Raw genomic sequence first — 18400 nt, 5'->3', positions numbered from 1 at the left:
ACGACGCGCACGGCGGGGTGGTCAGTTCAGGCGACGGCCCTCGGCAGAGGCGTCGAAGATGTGGGCGTGGGCCTCGTCGATGCGGACGTGAACGCGATCGCCCTTCTCGGGCGGGCTGCGCCAATCGGCCCGAGCCACAATGGTTTCGGTCCTACCGTTGATGTCTGCGCGGCCGAACACGAACGCCTCGGAGCCGAGCTCCTCCACCACGTCGATCTCAAGAGCGATTCCGCTGTCGGCAATCTCGATGTGCTCGGGCCGAATACCGAACATCACCTCCGTGGCCGACCCGAGAGTCTGCCGCGGAACCGGAACCACCTGATCGGCCAGGCGGACACCGCCGTCGGTGACCGGAGCGCGGAACAGGTTCATCGACGGCGAGCCCATGAACCCGGCGACAAACGCATTGACCGGGGTTCGGTACAGCTCACGCGGGGTGGCGCACTGTTGCAGCACACCACCTTTGAGCACCGCGACCCGATCGCCCATCGTCATGGCCTCGACCTGATCGTGAGTGACGTACACCGTCGTCGTCCCGAGCCGGCGCTGCAGCTGAGCGATCTGCGTGCGCGTCTGCACCCGAAGTTTGGCGTCGAGGTTGGACAGCGGCTCGTCCATCAGGAACACCTGGGGTTGGCGAACGATGGCGCGCCCCATGGCAACCCGCTGACGTTGGCCGCCCGAGAGTGCCTTGGGCTTGCGATCGAGGTACGGCTCCAGGTCGAGCAGCTTCGCAGCCTCCTCGACCCGAGTACGAATGTCCTCCTTGTTCGCCTTCGCCAGCTTGAGGGCGAACCCCATGTTCTCGGCGACGGTCATGTGCGGGTACAGCGCGTAGTTCTGGAACACCATCGCGATGTCGCGATCCTTGGGTTCGGAGTTGGTGACGTCCTTGCCGCCGATGAGGATGCGGCCGGAGTTGACCTCTTCGAGCCCCGCGAGCATCCGGAGCGACGTCGACTTGCCACAGCCGGACGGACCGACCAGAACGAGGAATTCACCGTCCTCGATGTGCAGGTCGAGCTCGTTCACCGCGGGGGCGTCGGAGCCGGGAAACAGCCTGGTCGTACGCTCGAACGTGATAGTTGCCATGACGAATTAGATCCCTCCACCGGCAGGAACGTGCCGGACGATCCGAGTGTGGGGTGACGGCGGGAGCCGACGGGCACATAGTATGGCCCCAATCACAACGAGGAGAGAGGTGGCCGGGTGAGCGGCTCTGTGTCCAGACGAACCGCCCTGCGAGGGCTGGCCGTGGCCGCAGTGGCCGCCGGTGCTGCCGCACTCCCGGTGGCGTCGACGACGCGCCGCGCGCTGGCCGACGACTTCCTCCGGGGCCAGAGCCCCCTGCTGTTCCATTCACCGCTGCTGACGCCGTTCCGGGACGAACTGCCGCGGTTGCCGCTGATCGGCGGCACGGAGATCTCGCTCGACGCGCACAGCTCCACCCACGCCTTCCACGCCGATCTACGGCCCGCGCCCACCTTCGGATACGGCGAGTGCGACTACCTCGGCCCCACCATCGAGTCGCAGACCGGCCAGCCCTGGACGCTGAAGTACTCCAACACCACCGCAGGTAACCCGCTCGCCGCGGACATCGACACCTCGCTGCACGGGATGAGCGAGATGGACCGCACGATGACGCCGACGTCGCTGCACCTGCACGGCAGCATCACCGAGCCGGCGAGCGACGGGCACTCCGAGATGCTGGTGCGCCCGGGCGAGTCGATGACGCACAACTTCCCGGGACTCAACGACGCCGCGGGACTGTGGTACCACGACCACGCCATGTCGATGACGCGCATCAACGTCTATGCAGGCTTGCTCGGCATGAACCTCGTCCGTGATCGGTGGGACACCGGCACATCCGACAATGCGCTCGGTCTGCCCTCGGGTGAGTTCGAGTTGCCGCTGGTGCTGCAGGAAAAGATCATGAATCCCGACGGCAGCATGAGCATCCGCTCCAATATCACCGTGCCGCAAGGCAAATGGGAAGGCGGCGGCACCGGAGACGTCGGCGTCGTCAACGGCAAGATCTGGCCGACGATGGAAGTCGCCCGGGGTATGTACCGTCTACGAGTCGTCAACGCCGGGTCGTACAGCGTGTGGAACCTGTTCTTCACCAACAGGCTTCGCTTCTGGGTCATCGGAAACGACGGTGGATTGCTCGACGCCCCGGTGGAAGCCACCAGCATCCGGCTCGCGCCTGCCGAGCGCGCCGACATCCTCGTCGACTTCGGTGCCGTCGAACCGGGCGCACTGATCGAGCTGCTCAACGACGAGCCGCCACCGGCGCAGGCCGCGTCCCTCGGAGCGGTGCCGATGCCACTGTTCTGCCAGTTCCGCGTCGCGTCCGCAGCCGGGTTCCGCGGCGGGATGCCGTCATTGCTGCGCGGCGGGAAGGGACAGCCGGATGTGTTGCCGCCGTTGCCGACCCCCACGTTCACGCGAACGGTCACGGTCAACCAGCCGTCCGGTGGGCTGAACCTGGACATGACGCTGATGAACCTGAACAACCTGCGGTACTCGGACCCGGACATCGAGATGCCCGAGCAGGGGACCGTGGAGATGTGGAACATCGTCAACACGACGGTCGAGCCGCACCCGATTCACCTGCACCTGGCGCACTTTCGGACATTGGGACGCATCCCCATCGACCTCGCCGCGTACCAACGCGACTTCCCCCGGCCGACATTCGGTACGAGATGGGCTCCGCCGGTGGAGAGGTTCCTCACCGGTCCATCGGTGCCGCCGGCGGCGTGGGAAGCCGGGTGGAAGGACACCGTCAACACCTACCCGGGCACCGTCACGCAGATCCTGGTCCGATTCCCGACGGCCGACGAACTCGGCTTCGACCCCGACGCCACCTTCGCGGGACCGGCTGCGCACCACGGCGGTCACGACATGAGCGGTCATGACATGGGTGGGGCGAGCGAGCTTCAGGGCTACATGTGGCACTGCCACATGCTCGATCACGAGGACCACGAAATGATGCTGCGGTACCGCACCGTCGCTCCGTGACGTAGTTTTTCCGAACCTGTCCGGGGCCGGGAGTTGGTTGCGTTCACCGTCCGGGCGGCTCACACTGACCCTGCCGCGCGCACTCGACAATGGAACGGACCTCGGCCATGACCAGCGGAACCAAATCCGAGCCCTGGGCACTCACCACCGCCCCCGGTACTTCCGAATACACCATGTACCGCGATCCCGACCACGAGCCACCCGCCCTCGTATGTCAGGTGGGGTCGACGACCCTGCGATACCGCATCGAGGCGGTCGAGGATCTGCACGCGTGGCTCACCGAACGTGCCGACTGGGTGTTGCTCGGTGCCGCGGACGAGAAGAAGACGGCTGCTCCTGACACGGTCGAAGCGTGGGGGCGCTCAGAAGACAACCCGGTCGGCGGTTGGTACGGGCTCAGGAATGGATACCGCGGCAGGTTCGGGATGTACCTGCCGCCGCTCCTCGAAGAACTCGGCCTGGCCGAGCTCACCCACAACGCGCGGAACAACAGCATGCGTGCGTTGTAGCGGAGACACCGAGAAACCTGTCGGTGGGTGGGTATAGCTTTCGTGGGGTGAAGGCATGGGGGGGTGTGTTCGAGCTCGGGGATCAGGAATTGGTCTCCGAGCTCGCCGACGTGTCTTGCCACGAAAACGCCTTGGCCGCAGTGAGATTGATACTGCTCGCCGAGATCGACCGGCGTGGCTTGGCGATGAAACTCGGGCAGTCCTCCGTCACCCGCTGGTACGCGAAGTCGGTGCGCATCACCGACGGATCCGCGGCGCGTCAGATGGAACTCGGGCAGTGGCTCACCCAGTGGCCGATCGTGCTCGACGCCCTCGCAGGTGGTGAGATCCATGCTGCGCACGCGTCGGCGATCGCCGACGGCTACGCCACCGTCGTGGTCGCCGACCCCACCCTCGACGAGCAGCGCCGCGACGCCGTCGTCGCGGAACTGCTCGAGACCGCGATGCGCGGCACCGCCGGGCAGGTCACCGCACGAGCGCAGGCCTTGGCGCATTCTGCGGCGGAGGACGCGCGAGCTCGACGTGCGCAGGCCGAGAAACAGCGACGAGAACGGGAGCGGGAACAGGCGAGCCGAACCGATGCCAGTGGTTCGAATGATGCCGGTGGCTCCGGTGACGCAGGTGGCCCGGGTGATGCAGGTGGCCCGGGTGATGCAGGCGGCTTGGGTGATGCAGGGCCCGAACCTGTTTCGTCGGGGCCGCCGCCGGTACCGGTGTCGGAGAACCCGAACCTGAACCGATTCGATATCCATCCTCTGGCCAACGGGCGTTTTCGCGTCGGCGGCGACGTCGACCGGATGCTGGCCGAGAAACTGCTCACCGCCCTGTCGCCGTTGACGGCTCCGCGGCCGGGCCCGGGCGGGGAACGCGACCCGCGCAGTCCGTCGAAACGCCGGGCCGACGCACTCGATCGGATTCTCGACCGGCACCTACGCGGTGGCACCCGCGGGTCGGCGGGCGGGTCGCGGGCGTCGGTGCACCTGATCGTTCCGCTGCGCGACCTGCTCAGCGACCGCGAAGAGAAGCAAAACGACGGCGCAGCAACGGGTTCGGCAACACACAGCGCCGACGGCGCTACCCAATCCGGTGATAACGACGCCGGTGCTGACGGCGGTCGCCGCGTCAGCGAGAGTGCTGTTGGCGACGGTTCACGAACCGATGACACCGACGCCGGTCCCGATCGAGCCACCGGCCGCGGTCAACGCGCCAGAGCGAGTTCTGGTGCCGGCGACCGTTCATGCACCGGTGACTCTCCCGAGAGTCGTGTCGGTCGCAGCACCGACGGTAGTGACGCTGCCGGTGGTAGTGATTCCAGGGAGAGGTCCGTTCCCGAGCCTGGCGATGCGGACTGGCCGTTCCACCTCGACTGGACCGGCCCGATCAGTCGCTCCCTCGCCGAACTTCTCACCTGCGACGCAGACCTCACCCCGGTGATCGTCGACCACCAGGGCGTCCCGCTCGCGCTCGGGCGCACCACCAGACTCGCCACCGACGACCAACGCATCGCCCTGACCATCCGCGACCGATGCTGCGTCATGTGCGGCCGCCCCGCACAGTGGTGCCACGCCCACCACGTGAGGTTCTGGGAACACGGCGGCAGAACCGACCTGAACAACCTCGCGCTGGTCTGCGGCGAATGCCACCGCCTCGTCCACCACGGCCACTGGCAACTGCTCATGGGCGACGACGGACACCCCTATGCCATCCCACCCGAATCCATCGACCCCACACGACAACCCATCCCCAGCTACCACCGACGACAACGCCGCGCAGCCTGACCACGCGTCAGCTGCGACCCTTCGACTCGACTATTTGTCCCCGGCGGTCGTCGGCGGGGGTACGAGGCTGCGGTAGTGCGCTGCGATCTCGCCCGGTGTTGTGAACCAGACGCCGCCGCCGTTGTCGGTCATGTGCTGCAGCGCCGCGCGGAACCGTCGAAGTCGATAGGGCTGGCCGGTGAGGAAGGTGTGCAGCGAGATCGCGAGCACCAATGGTTGGCGCTCCGCGTTCTCCTTCGATTCGTCGAAACTGTCGATGATGTTGCGCTCGAACGTCGTTGCAGTCTGGTGATGGTGGACGAACACCGGTAGGTCGTTCACCTCGTGCGGGTACGGGACACTGAGCAACGGCCCGCCGCGGGTCTTCAGCCACACCGGCTGATCGTCGATGGGCCAGTCCAGCGTGTACTCGTAGCCGCGTTCGGCGAGAAGGTCCTCGGTCACGCGGCTGGGGTTGGCACCGGGGCTCATCCAACCCCGAGGCGGGGCACCCTCGTGACGCTCGATCGCGGAGGTGACCTCGTCTATAGAGCGCCGTTCGTCGTCCTCGTTCTGATCGTTGGGCTGTACGGCGTTGGTTCGGCCGTGCGCGACGACCTCGGCATCGAGGGCGCGGAAGGCCTCGATCAGTTGCGGGGCATGCTCGTACACCTCGGTGTTGACGAGCACGGTCGGGCGAATGCCGCTCTGCTGCACCGTCTCTGCGATTCGAAACCCACCGACTCGGTTGCCGTACTCACGCCACCCCCAGTTGTAGGTGTTGGGCTGGTCCATCGCGGGCGTGTATCCGAGGCCTGGTTCGCCGTCGTCGTACGGAAAGTGCTCGCAATTGACGGCCACGTACACCGCGAGGCGCGCACCGCCCGGCCAGTCGAACTGTGGACGATCGCCGATGGGGGAGTAGTCGAAGCGTCCGTGAGAGGCGAGGGGCATGGCCGCAGAATTGCCCACGGTCGTTTCCTGCAAACCAACTGCGTCGATTGCGAATTCGGTGGATGGACATCTCGGGCAGTCCGGTTGCCGCCCGTAGTGGTGCACGTGATTCCAGCGCAACGATCGAACCGCGACGGAGTTCGTTGCCCCGGTTCGGCGTCGTCCAGATTGCGGTGGCTACCGATGCTGCCCGGGTTGCCTCGAGAAGGGCGAATCCTTCGGCGGTCAGTGGGAATGCTTTGTCGGTTGGCGGCAAATCGGGCTTTCTTCTGACGGTTTCCGCAGGTGTTCATGTCGCACCATTTCCGGCTGCGGCTTTGGCTGGTGTCGAAGAACGCCGCTCGGCAAGTTGGCGATGCGCACAGTGCCAGCCTTCCGTCCCGCTCGCCGGAGATGATGTCGATGGCGTCGTCGGCGATGACGCCCATGGCGTGAAAACACTGCTCTGTAGCGCCAGGACCGGCGGGTGGATGCGTCCAGGCACGGCTGCGCCCGCCGATCTCGACCAACTTAAAGTCAGGCTGGACTGTTTGTTGATTTAGCGCTACTGTACAAAGTGTGACTACCGACACAGGGCTCGACGGCGCAGCGCCTACCGAGCGCCGGACCCAGGCCGAACGCACCGCGGGCACTCGGGCGAAGCTGCTCGACGCCGCGATCGACTGCCTGGTCGAGCTGGGCTTCGCCAAGACCAGCACCCAGGAGATCGCCCGGCGTGCCGGTGTCTCCCGCGGTGCACAGCTGCACCACTTCCCGACCAAGGAATCCCTGCTGATCGCGGCCGTCGAGCACCTGGTCGATCGTCGTCTCTCGGAGATCCTCGAAGCCGAACCGGACCCCGAGCGAGGGCCCGAGATCCTCGCCGACGCATTCTCCGGTCCCCTCTTCCACGCCGCGCTCGAGCTGTGGGTGGCGGCCCGCACCGATCCGGCCCTCCACGAGGCGATGATTCCGCTGGAGCGGCGCGTCGCCGAGGCCATTCAGGGCGGTGCCCAGATCGTCATGGGTAGTCGGATGTCTCCCGAATCCATCGAGCTCAGTGTCGAACTCGCCCGCGGACTGGCCGTCTCGGCGCTGTTCCGTACTCCCGAAGCCGACGCGCAACTGCGCGGGCGGCTCCTTCCGATCTGGTCCGAAAAGGTGATGGACGCGTGAACGCAACACTTCCCGAACAACTCGACGTGTTGGTGGTCGGAGCCGGTTTCGCGGGCTTGGCCGCGGTGGCCAAGATCCTCGCCGCCGACCCGAGCGCCGACGTGACCGTCATCGAACGCGCGTCCGACGTGGGTGGGACGTGGCGCGACAACACCTACCCCGGGTGTGCATGCGACGTGCCGACCTCGCTGTACTCGTTCTCGTTCGCACCCAGTCCCAAATGGAGTCACACCTTCGCGCGGCAACCGGAGTTGTTCGACTACCTGCGTTCGGTGGTGGATCGTCTGGACCTCAACGATCGCATCGTCACGAACTGCGAACTTCGGTCCGCGACCTGGGACGAGGCGACCAAGCGATGGTCGGTGCAGACGTCTCGCGGGTCGGCGAGCGCCAGGGTGTTGGTCGCTGCCACCGGGGCACTGTCCACTCCGAAGATCCCGGACGTCCCGGGCATCGACACGTTCGCCGGCACCGTGTTCCACTCCGCCACCTGGAATCACGAGCACGACCTCACCGGTGAGCGGGTCGCCGTGATCGGCACCGGAGCCTCGGCCGTGCAGTTCGTACCCGAGATCGTCGACCGCGCCGAACGGCTCACCGTCTTCCAGCGCACTCCCGCATGGGTGATTCCGCGCCTGGACCGCACCATCGGCCGGCTCGAAAGAACGGTGTACGAAAAGATTCCCGCGGCCCATCGCGCGGTGCGCGGTGTCATCTACGGCTACCGCGAGGCCTACGTCACGGTGCTGGCGGACAATCCGTGGATGCTGCCCGCGGTGAAGGTGTTCGCCAAAGCCAACTTGAAGCGGCAGGTCAAGGATCCCGCGACGCGGGCCGCTCTCACCCCCGATTACGCACCCGGGTGCAAAAGGCTTCTGCTGTCCAATGATTGGCTGCGGACGTTGGATCGTCCCGATGTCGATCTCGTGACGTCGGGTCTGGCGTCGGTGACCGAGAACGGCGTCGTCGACGCCTCGGGCCGCAATCACGAGGTGGACACGATCATCTTCGCGACCGGGTTCACCCCCACCGAGCCGCCGGTGTCCCATCTGTTGCGCGGCAACGACGGTCGGACGCTGGCGGAGCACTGGGGCGGTAGTCCGCAGGCACATCTCGGGACCACCGTCGCAGGCTTTCCGAACCTGTTCCTGATGTACGGCCCCAACACCAACCTCGGGCACAGTTCCATCGTCTACATGCTCGAGTCGCAGGCCAATTACGTGGTGTCCGCGCTGAACGAGATGAAGAATCGGAGGGTCGCGGCCGTCGAGGTCGACGAAGCCGCTCAGCGCCAGCACAATTCGTGGGTCGACTCCGCGCTCGACGGCACCGTCTGGAATGCCGGTGGCTGCTCGAGCTGGTACCTCGACGCCAACGGCCGCAACTCGACGATGTGGCCCACCTACACGTTCAAGTTCCGCAACAAGACGCGCGAGTTCGACGTCGCGAACTATCGGCTCGCGTCCGACACTCTCGAATCCGACCACGAGGTGGTAACAGCATGAGCGACTACGACGTATTGATCATCGGTTCCGGTTTCGGCGGTAGTGTCGCCGCATTGCGTGCAGTCGAGAAGGGCTACCGGGTGGCGGTTCTCGAGTCCGGTCGCCGATTCGAGGACGACGAACTGCCGAAGACCAGCTGGCGTCTACGAAAGTATCTGTGGGCTCCGGCCCTGGGTTGCTATGGGGTGCAACGTATTCACCTGCTGCCCGATGTGCTGGTGATGGCGGGGGCCGGCGTCGGCGGAGGGTCGCTGAACTACGCGAACACGCTGTACCAACCGCCGGCGAAGTTCTTCGAGGATCCGCAGTGGGGTTCGATCACCGACTGGCAGCGCGAGCTGAACCCGTACTACGACCAGGCCCGCCGGATGCTCGGCGTCGAGACCAACCCGACCATCACCGCCTCGGACAAGGTGATGAAGGAGGTGGCGGAGGACATGGGCGTGGGGGACACGTTCACCTCGACCCCGGTGGGCGTCTACTTCGGTGACCGCGGCAAGACTGCACCCGACCCGTTCTTCGGTGGTGCAGGCCCCGAGCGCACCGGGTGCACCGAGTGCGGAGCGTGCATGACCGGCTGCCGCGTCGGGGCGAAGAACACCCTCGTCAAGAACTACCTGTATCTCGCCGAACACGCAGGCGCGCATGTTCTTCCGTTGACCACGGTCGTGGACGTGCGCCCGAACGGCGCAGGCTACGACGTGGTGACGCGACGGACGGGCGGGAAGCTGCGTCGCAAGGAGAAGACGATCACCGCCGATCAAGTGATCTTCTCGGCCGGCACCTACGGCACCCAGAAGCTGATGCTCGCGGCCAAGGAGAAGGGCTCGTTGCCTCGGCTGTCGGAGCGGATCGGCTCGCTCGTGCGCACCAACTCCGAGGCCGTGCTCGCCGCGACCGCCAGGGGCCGCGAGGTCGACTACCACGAGGGTGTGGCGATCACGTCCTCGTTCCATCCCGACGATCACACCCACATCGAGCCGGTGCGATACGGCAAGGGCAGCAACGCCATCGGCCTGTTGCAGACCGTACTCAGCGACGGCGGCGGCAAGATGCCACGCATCCTCAAGACCCTCGGCGTCGCGTTGCGTCATCCCGGCGCTGCGGCGCGCAGCCTGTCGGTCCATCGGTGGTCGGAGCGCACCGTCATCGCACTGGTGATGCAGACCGACGACAACTCGCTCGAGCTCGGATCCAAGAAGGGGCCGTTCGGACGTCGCCTCACCAGCAGGCCTGGTGCAGGTGATCCACCGCCGCAGTGGATTCCGCAGGGGCACGAGGCCATTCGTCTGCTCGCGGACAAGATCGGCGGCGATCCGGGCGGATCTATCGCCGAGATCGTCAACATTCCGATGACCGCGCACTTCCTCGGTGGCTGCGCGATCGGTGACTCGCCGCAGACCGGGGTGATCGACGGGTACCAGCGGGTCTACGGCTACGAGGGACTGCACGTGCTCGACGGTTCTGCCGTCAGCGCCAACCTCGGCGTCAATCCGTCCCTGACGATCACCGCCCAGGCCGAGCGCGCAATGGCGTTGTGGCCCAACAAGGGTGAAGCCGATCGGCGACCCGCGGTGGGATCGGGGTATCAGGAGATCGCACCCACACAGCCGGTGCACCCGGTGGTGCCGGTGTCGGCCCCGGGTGCCCTGCGGCTCCCGCTGACCGTCGTGGGGAGGGATCGATGATGTGGAGTGTCACCGAATCCGAGACCGAGCGCACCGATTGGCCGATCAGCCCGGCAGCGCCGTGGCCGGCGAATGTCCGCGCCACGATCTGGTGGCATCGGGCCCGGTCGTCGGAGTTCGCGCCGGCCGGAGCGAAGACGCTGCCGATCACGATGTGCATGATCGTCGACTACACCACCTCGCCGGTCGGCCCGTACCGCGAGATCCTGGCGAGCCCGGCCCTGCGCCGGGACGTCGGACGCGTTCCGCGGATGGCGGTGCCGTTCATCGCCGTGGATTCCGCGACGTCGGTGCACGGCGGCCGGACCAACTGGCACCTGCCCAAGGTGCTGGCCGAATTCGAGGGCGACGTGCTGGGCGAGGCCGGGGCGAGCGGCGACGAATGGTCGGTCCGGACGACGTCCCGCGGCGTCGGACCGCAGTTCCCGATGCTCGGCTCGATCGGTTTCGCGCAGCCGGTGCCCGGCGGATCGGCCGTGGCCATCGCGAGTCTGAGGGGCAAGGCCAGGGTGGCCCGCGTCGAGGTGGATGCCAAGGGCCCTACGTTGAGTCGCTGGATGCCGTCGGGCACGCATTTCGGGTTGCAGATCGTGTCGGGGTCGATGCGGACCGGTGAAGCGCGCCTGGTCGGATAGCGACGACCCCGCTTTTCTTGACTTAGTCCAGATTAGGGGCATACTGGAGTACATGCAGCTCACCGAACGCGTCGACCTCGCAGCGCAGTTGCGCTCGGTGGGTCTACGCGTCACCGGACCCCGAGTTGCAGTTCTGGATGCGGTCACAGCCCGACCGCATTCGGACGCCGACGACATCGCTGCCGCCGTTCGCGAGAGCGGCGGCTCGGTGTCGACCCAGGCCGTCTACGACGTGCTCAGGGCCTGCGTCGACGCAGGTTTGCTGCGTCGCATCGAACCTGCGAGTTCGGCTGCGCTGTACGAGAGCCGGACGGCGGACAATCATCACCACCTCGTGTGCCGGGAATGCCACGCGGTGGCCGATGTCGACTGCGTCGTCGGAGCAGCGCCGTGTCTCGTACCCGAGGACACGCACGGATTCGTCGTCGACGAAGCCGAAATCGTCTTCTGGGGTTTGTGCGGCGACTGCACGAGGCATTCCGTCTAGTACTGCGGTCCAGCGTACGGCCGCTCGGTTTCACCGATTTTCGAGAAGCAGCCCCTTCTCGAACCCGATTCAGCCCTTCAGGAGGCTTCGTATGACCAAGCCGATCACCAACAAACCGACTACCAGCAACTCGGGAATCCCCGTGCCCAGCGACGATCAGTCGCTGACCGCCGGAACGCAGGGTCCGATTCTTCTGCACGATCACTACCTCATCGAGAAGATGGCGCAGTTCAACCGTGAGCGGGTCCCGGAGCGCGTCGTGCACGCCAAGGGCGCAGGCGCGTTCGGTGAACTCGAGATCACCGGAGACATCAGCAAGTACACCAAGGCGAAGGCGCTGCAGCCCGGTGCCAAGACCGAGATGCTGGCGCGCTTCTCCACCGTCGCCGGCGAGCAGGGCAGCCCCGACACCTGGCGCGACCCGCGCGGCTTCTCGCTGAAGTTCTACACAGAGGAAGGCAACTGGGACCTGGTCGGCAACAACACCCCGATCTTCTTCGTCAAGGACCCGATCAAGTTCCAGGACTTCATCCGCAGCCAGAAGCGCATGCCCGACTCCGGTCTGCGCGACAACAACATGCAGTGGGACTTCTGGACCCTTTCGCCCGAGTCGGCACACCAGGTGACATGGCTCATGGGTGACCGCGGCATCCCCAAGTCGTTCCGCCACATGGACGGATTCGGCTCGCACACCTACCAGCTCATCGCCGAGGACGGCACGAAGACCTGGGTGAAGTTCCACTTCAAGACCGACCAGGGGATCGACTACCTGACACAGGACAAGGCGGACGAGGTCGCGGGTACGTCGCCCGACCATCACCGTCAGGACCTGTTCGGATCCATCAAGAACGGCGACTTCCCCAGCTGGACCCTCAAGGTGCAGCTCATGCCGTACGACGAGGCCGAGAACTACAAGTACAACCCGTTCGACCTCACCAAGGTCTGGTCGCAGAAGGACTACCCGCTGATCGAGGTCGGCAAGATGACCTTGAACCGCAACCCGGAGAACTTCTTCGCGCAGATCGAGCAGAGCTCGTTCGAGCCGTCCAACACCGTGCCCGGCATCGGCTTCAGCCCCGACAAGATGCTGCTCGGACGCGTCTTCTCCTACGCCGACGCGCACCGGTACCGCATCGGAGCGAACTACGCGCAGCTGCCGGTCAACGCCCCGAAGTCCGAGGTCAACTCGTACTCCAAGGACGGCAACATGCGGTACTCGTTCAACTCTGCGGAAACGCCCGTCTACGCGCCGAACTCGTTCGGCGGCCCGTCGGCGGACACGAACAAGTACGGCGACGACGGAGCGTGGGACTTCGAGCCTCGTTTCGTGCGTACCGGGTACATCGAGCACCCCGAAGACGGCGACTTCGTGCAGGCCGGAGCCTTGGTCCGCGAGGTCATGGACGACGCGCAGCGTGAGCGTCTCGTCGGAAACATCGTCGGACACGTCCTCAACGGCGTGAGCGAGCCCGTTCTGAGCCGGGTGTTCGAGTACTGGACCAATGTCGATGCCGAACTCGGCAAGAAGGTCGAGGAAGGCGTTCGGTCGCAGCAGAACGAGACCGCACCGACCACCGGTGCAGGCGCAGTCGACGATCCTGCCGACGAGGCCGCCAAGGTCTGATCCGACCGGTTCTGGGATCGGCGTCACAGCGACGGTGGCGCCGATCCGGAACAATGCGCGTCGACCTGCCGTTGTGCAGTACAGACGAAAGCACAATAATGGCGTGCGATGCACACCGTCGTCCAACGGCAGGGAGGCCACATCATGACGAACCCCATCACCAGTACCCTCGACGCAGGTCAGCAGAAGATCGCCGGCGACGCACTCCAGGGAACCGTGGTCGATCTCATCGACCTCTCGCTGATCGCGAAGCAGGCGCACTGGAACGTGATCGGTAAGAACTTCCGGTCGGTGCACCTCGAACTCGACGAGTTGGTCACGGCCGCACGTGAATTCACCGATCAGGCCGCCGAGCGCGCCACCGCCATCGGGGTCAGTCCCGACGGCCGTGCAGCCACCGTCTCCTCGACGGCGGGCACCAAGGGCTTCGGTGCCGGGTGGACTCAGGACAGCGAGGTCGTCCCCGCGGTCGTCGACAACATCGCCGCGGTTGTCGAGCGTCTTCGCGGACGCATCGCCGACACCGGCGAAGCCGATCCGGTGACCCAGGACCTGCTCATCGGCATCACAGCTCGGCTCGAGCAGCTGCACTGGATGTGGCAGGCCCAGGCCAGCTGACGTTTCTTCTCCACGACAGGCCCCTCGCGTACTGCGGGGGGGGGGGGCCTGTTGCTCTCGTCCGACGATTGTTTGCCCGCACCACCCCCGGGTATCCGACGCTCATGCCTGTCCCCACACCGACTGTCGGTGCAGTTCTGCTCGACATCGACGGCACCCTCGTCGATTCCAACTACGTACACGTCGACGCCTGGTCGCGTGCGTTTCGTGAGGCGGGCCACGAAGTGCCGTCGTGGCGCGTTCATCGAAGCATCGGCATGGACGGGTCGAAGTTGCTGGAGACACTCGTCGGCTCGTCCGACAGTGCACTGGCGCAAGAAGCGAAGAAGCTGCACGGCGAGTACTACGCCGAGGCCTCGTCCGATCTCGAAGTGCTGCCGGGTGCCCGGGAACTGTTGGCGGACTTGAGTACCCGTGGAGTGACCGTAGTGCTCGCAACATCGGCTCCCGAGAGCGAACTGTCGACGTTGCGAGATCTGTTGGACGTCGAAGATTCGGTTGCTGTCGTCACGTCCGGTGAGGACGCAGAGGTCGCCAAGCCGGAGCCCGACATCATCGCGGTGGCTCTGGAACGGGCAGGCGTCGAGGCTGTCGACGCGGTGATGGTCGGCGACAGTGTGTGGGACATCGAGTCGGCCGGGCGCGCGGGCGTCCGCGCCATCGGCGTGTTGAGCGGCGGAATCTCGCGCAGCGAATTGCTCGACGCGGGCGCGGCAGCGGTGTTCGACGACCCGGCCGATCTGCTCGAGCACGTCGAGAGCAGCCCGATCTTCGCTGGAAAGGCACGTGCTTGAACGACTTCCGAAAGCCGTACCCCCGGGTGGACGATTATGTCGCCATCGAAAGTTACGGAGCCATCGGCGACGGCCGAACCGTGGCGATGATCGCGGACGACGGCCGCATCGACTGGTTTCCGGTGCCCAACCTCGACTCGCCGCCGCCGTTCGCAGCATTGCTCGACGCGCCACACGGCGGCTACATCGAACTGACGCCCGTGGAAGAGTTCACCGTCCAACGCGAATTCGTCCCAGGGACAAACGTGCTGAGTACCACGTTCCGCACCGACTCCGGTTCCGTGCGCATCACCGACTCGTTGAACACCGGGGTCGCCGGCCGGCTCCCGTGGGTGGAGTTGGCCCGTCGCGTCGAGGGTCTCGACGGCACCGTCGAGCTGAGGTGGTCCGTCGCGCCGGGCACCATGCTCGGCATCGCGTCGCCGTGGGCGTACGACACCGAGCACGGCACCGTCCTGCGGGTCGACGGATTGACCTTGGCGGTGCGGACTCTGGGCATCGAGAACGTGCGCGTGGCCGACCGCGACATCGGTGGGGTCGTCTGCACGCAACCGGGTTCTCGGCATGTGCTGGGTGTGGTGGGCACGGAGAACGAGCCGCTGCCGTTGCCCGATCCGCAGCATCTCGACGAGGGGATCGATCGGACCATCGACAACTGGCGTGTGTGGTCCGACGAGTTCTCGTACGAGGGTCCGTGGGCAGAGCATGTGGCTCGCAGCGCGCTGGCCCTGAAACTGTTGCTGCACAGTCCGTCCGGTGCCATCGCCGCCGCCGCGACAACCTCGCTACCCGAGAACCGGACCGGTGGCAAGAACTGGGACCACCGCTACGCCTGGGTTCGCGACGCCGCGTACACCATTCGCGCTCTGCAACGGTTCGGTCTTCGTGAGGAGATCCACGCCGCGGTGGCGTGGCTGCTGAGGGTCATCCGTGTTAACGATCCGTTGGTCAACGTGTTCTACACCCTCGGCGGTGAATTGCCGGGTGGCACCGAACAACCCGACGTTCCCGGTTGGCGGAGCATCGGGCCGGTGGTCAACGGAAACGCCGCGGCGGACCAGCTGCAGTTGATGATCTTCGGTGATCTGTTCTCGATCATTCGGCAGTACGTCGACGCAGGAAACATCCTCGATGCGCAGACCGGTCGGCTGCTCGCGACCATCGCGGACGAGGCGTGCGATTCGTGGCAGCGCAAGGACGCCGGGATCTGGGAGCTCGAGGACGAGCAGCACTACACCAGTTCCAAACTGGGCTGTTGGCAAGCGCTGGACTGCGCGGTGCACTTGGCCGAAGCGGGGGAGATCCCGGGCATACCCGATCGGTGGAAGGCGGAGAGAGAACGCATCCGCCACTACGTCGAATCCGAATGCTGGTCGGACGAGCGCCAGGCCTATCTCGCGTACCCGGGTGCGGACGGGCTCGACGCGTCGGTGCTGCTGGCAGCCGAGATGGATTTCGATCGTGGAGAACGTCTTTCGTCCACCATCGATGCTCTCGTCGAAGAACTCGGTGCCGGACCGCTGATGTATCGATACAGCGGGGTGTCCGAGGAAGAGGTGACCTTCGTGGCCTGCGCCTTCTGGCGGGTGTCGGCGCTCTCCTGCGTCGGTCGAGACGACGAAGCCACAGCCCTGATGGACCAGCTGGTCGAGCTCTCGAACGACGTGGGGTTGTACAGCGAAATGATCGATGCTTCGGATGGATCGTTTCTGGGTAACTTCCCGCAGGGCTTGAGCCACCTGGCCCTGGTGAATGCGGCGCTGACCATCGCGCGCTCGCACGACGCCACAGCCTGACATCAACCTCTAGCGCAAAGTGGGATCGTATGGATCTGGGAATCGACGGTAGAACAGCGCTGGTGACCGGGGCCGACTCCGGCATCGGTTGGCACACGGCGAAAATGCTGTTGGCCGAGGGCGTTCGGGTCGTCATCAGCGACAAGGATCAGGACTCGCTCGACGCCGCCGCGGCCGAACTCGCGGCAGCGGAGGGCCGGTTGTTCGCGTTCGCTGCGGATGTGACCGACACCGAGGCCGTCGAGAAATTGGCAGTACAGACGCAGAAGGCAGTGGGCGACATCGACATTCTCGTTCAGTCCTCGGGCGTGACCGGAGCGCAGGGACTGTTCCACGAGATCGACGAGGAAGGGTGGCGGTCCACCCTCGACATCGACCTGATGGGCCCGGTCCGCCTGCTGCGGGCATTTCTGCCTGCGCTACGCCGCGGCGGTTGGGGACGCATCGTGCTGTTGACATCGGAGGATGCCGTGCAGCCCTACGACGACGAATTACCTTATTGCTCGGCCAAAGCCGGGGTTCTGGCTCTGGCCAAGGGTCTCTCGCGCAGCTACGCGTCGGAGGGACTACTGGTCAACGCCGTCTCTCCCGCGTTCATCCACACCCCGATGACCGACGCGATGATGGACAAACGCGCCGAGGAGAAGGGCACCGACCGCGACGGTGCCGTCGAGAGCTTCCTCGACGAGGAGCGTCCGTACATGGAACTCGGACGTCGAGGCGAGCCCGAGGAAGTCGCCTCGGTGATCACCTTCCTGTGCTCGGACCGCGCCAGCTTCGTCAACGGATCGAACTACCGAGTCGACGCCGGCTCCGTCGCAACTATCTAGGAGACACATATGACCAATTTCGGATACACCTTGATGACCGAGCAGAGCGGCCCGAAAGAGTTGGTGCAGTACGCCGTCGGTGCCGAGAAAGTCGGCTTCGACTTCGAGGTCAGCAGCGATCACTACTCACCGTGGCTCTCGTCCATGGGCCACTCGCCGTACGCCTGGACGACTCTGGGCGCGGTGGCTCAGGCCACCGAACGCGTCGAGCTGATGACGTACGTGACGTGCCCGATCATCCGGTACCACCCCGCCGTCGTCGCGCAGAAGGCTGCGACGTTGCAGATCCTGGCCGACGGACGCTTCACCCTCGGGCTCGGCAGTGGTGAGAACCTGAACGAGCACGTCGTCGGCGAGGGTTGGCCGTCCATCGACAAGCGCCAGGACATGTTCGTCGAGGCGCTCGAGATCATCCGCGCATTGCACGCCGGTGGCTTGGTCACGTACGAGGGCAAGCACTTTCGCGTCGACTCCGCCCGGATCTGGGACCTGCCCGAGGGTGGCGTGCCGATCGGTATCGCCGCCGGTGGTGAGAAGGCGGTGGCGCGGTTCGCGGAGTACGGCGATCACCTCATCGCCACCGAGCCGGATGCCGGTCTCGTCAAGGCGTGGTCCGACAACCACGAGGGCCCGGCGCGGTCCATCGGCCAGATCCCCATCTCCTGGGACCCGGACAAGGACGCGGCCATCGATCGCGCACACGATCGATTCCGCTGGTTCGCCGGTGGCTGGGCCGTGAACGCCGATCTTCCGACGACGGCCGGTTTCGCCGGCGCGACCAAGTTCGTGCGGAAAGAGGATGTGGCCGACACGATTCCGTGCGGACCGGACCTGGACGCGATCGTCGAGGCCGTGAAGCCGTACTGGGAGGCCGGTTACACCGACATCGCCCTCGTGCAGGTGGGCGACGAAACCCAAGAACGGTTCCTCGCCGAGGCCGCAGGCCCACTGTTGGAGAAGCTGCGCGCTGCATCCAGCTGAGCACAAGCGACGAGACCCCGATCGAGACCGTCGATCGGGGTCTCGC

General features: G+C 65.7%; 16 protein-coding genes and 1 pseudogene. 14 read left to right on the top strand and 3 right to left on the bottom strand.

The window, feature by feature from the left end; genetic code table 11:
• Positions 1-21: 21 nt before the first annotated feature.
• Positions 22-1092, bottom strand: coding sequence for an ABC transporter ATP-binding protein (locus CH273_RS05725; RefSeq protein ID WP_032395285.1), 1071 nt, complete (start codon positions 1090-1092; stop codon positions 22-24).
• A 117-nt stretch (positions 1093-1209) separates the two neighbouring features.
• On the opposite strand from CH273_RS05725, the gene CH273_RS05720 reads away from it, so the two are divergent.
• The 3 genes from CH273_RS05720 (at position 1210) to CH273_RS28100 (ending at position 5308) form a co-directional block, all read left to right on the top strand.
• On the top strand, positions 1210-3021 hold the full coding sequence (locus tag CH273_RS05720) for a multicopper oxidase family protein (protein ID WP_032395284.1): 1812 nt from the start codon (positions 1210-1212) through the stop codon (positions 3019-3021).
• Between the two features lie 107 nt (positions 3022-3128).
• Complete coding sequence (locus CH273_RS05715; protein WP_032395565.1) at positions 3129-3530, top strand: DUF6855 family protein; 402 nt, start codon at positions 3129-3131, stop codon at positions 3528-3530.
• A 47-nt stretch (positions 3531-3577) separates the two neighbouring features.
• Positions 3578-5308, top strand: coding sequence for an HNH endonuclease signature motif containing protein (locus CH273_RS28100; RefSeq protein WP_032395283.1), 1731 nt, complete (start codon positions 3578-3580; stop codon positions 5306-5308).
• 30 nt (positions 5309-5338) lie between these two features.
• On the opposite strand, the gene CH273_RS05700 is transcribed toward CH273_RS28100, so the two are convergent.
• Positions 5339-6259 (bottom strand): polysaccharide deacetylase family protein, encoded by a 921-nt coding sequence (locus CH273_RS05700; protein WP_230596759.1) that lies wholly within the window; start codon positions 6257-6259, stop codon positions 5339-5341.
• A 200-nt stretch (positions 6260-6459) separates the two neighbouring features.
• Positions 6460-6672: pseudogene (locus tag CH273_RS05695) on the bottom strand (CGNR zinc finger domain-containing protein); the annotation flags it as partial.
• 127 nt (positions 6673-6799) lie between these two features.
• Between CH273_RS05695 and CH273_RS05690 the strand changes: the two are divergent.
• The 11 genes from CH273_RS05690 (at position 6800) to CH273_RS05640 (ending at position 18354) form a co-directional block, all read left to right on the top strand.
• Positions 6800-7396 (top strand): TetR/AcrR family transcriptional regulator, encoded by a 597-nt coding sequence (locus CH273_RS05690; RefSeq protein WP_032395282.1) that lies wholly within the window; start codon positions 6800-6802, stop codon positions 7394-7396.
• A complete protein-coding gene (locus CH273_RS05685; protein WP_032395281.1) occupies positions 7393-8901 on the top strand; it encodes a flavin-containing monooxygenase in 1509 nt (502 codons plus the stop codon). Before CH273_RS05690 ends, CH273_RS05685 begins: the two co-directional genes overlap by 4 nt.
• Entirely contained in the window at positions 8898-10589 is a 1692-nt protein-coding gene (locus CH273_RS05680) for a GMC oxidoreductase (RefSeq protein ID WP_032395280.1), read from the top strand. Before CH273_RS05685 ends, CH273_RS05680 begins: the two co-directional genes overlap by 4 nt.
• Complete coding sequence (locus tag CH273_RS05675) at positions 10589-11224, top strand: acetoacetate decarboxylase family protein (RefSeq protein ID WP_032395279.1); 636 nt, start codon at positions 10589-10591, stop codon at positions 11222-11224. The genes CH273_RS05680 and CH273_RS05675 overlap by 1 nt, the downstream gene beginning before the upstream one ends.
• Before the next feature lie 52 nt (positions 11225-11276).
• Positions 11277-11711 carry a Fur family transcriptional regulator gene (locus tag CH273_RS05670; protein WP_032395278.1) on the top strand — a complete coding sequence of 145 codons (435 nt, stop codon included), beginning with the start codon at positions 11277-11279 and terminating at the stop codon, positions 11709-11711.
• Between the two features lie 91 nt (positions 11712-11802).
• Positions 11803-13335, top strand: a complete 1533-nt coding sequence (locus CH273_RS05665; protein ID WP_082322454.1) for a catalase — start codon at positions 11803-11805, stop codon at positions 13333-13335.
• A 144-nt stretch (positions 13336-13479) separates the two neighbouring features.
• Positions 13480-13953: a Dps family protein gene (locus CH273_RS05660; protein ID WP_032380678.1), complete on the top strand. Its 474-nt coding sequence runs from the start codon at positions 13480-13482 to the stop codon at positions 13951-13953.
• Positions 13954-14057: 104 nt separating this feature from the next.
• Positions 14058-14747, top strand: coding sequence for an HAD family hydrolase (locus tag CH273_RS05655; RefSeq protein WP_032395277.1), 690 nt, complete (start codon positions 14058-14060; stop codon positions 14745-14747).
• Entirely contained in the window at positions 14744-16543 is a 1800-nt protein-coding gene (locus CH273_RS05650) for a glycoside hydrolase family 15 protein (RefSeq protein WP_032395276.1), read from the top strand. The genes CH273_RS05655 and CH273_RS05650 overlap by 4 nt, the downstream gene beginning before the upstream one ends.
• Before the next feature lie 29 nt (positions 16544-16572).
• Positions 16573-17373: an SDR family NAD(P)-dependent oxidoreductase gene (locus CH273_RS05645; protein WP_032395275.1), complete on the top strand. Its 801-nt coding sequence runs from the start codon at positions 16573-16575 to the stop codon at positions 17371-17373.
• Between the two features lie 9 nt (positions 17374-17382).
• Positions 17383-18354, top strand: a complete 972-nt coding sequence (locus tag CH273_RS05640) for an LLM class F420-dependent oxidoreductase (protein ID WP_032395274.1) — start codon at positions 17383-17385, stop codon at positions 18352-18354.
• The last annotated feature ends 46 nt before the right edge of the window (positions 18355-18400 follow it).

It is taken from the genome of Rhodococcus sp. 05-339-2, from assembly GCF_002258965.1.
Classification (GTDB): Bacteria; Actinomycetota; Actinomycetes; order Mycobacteriales; family Mycobacteriaceae; genus Rhodococcoides.
Note: the sequence above shows the minus strand (reverse complement) of the source record. Positions and strands in the feature narration are given on the sequence as shown.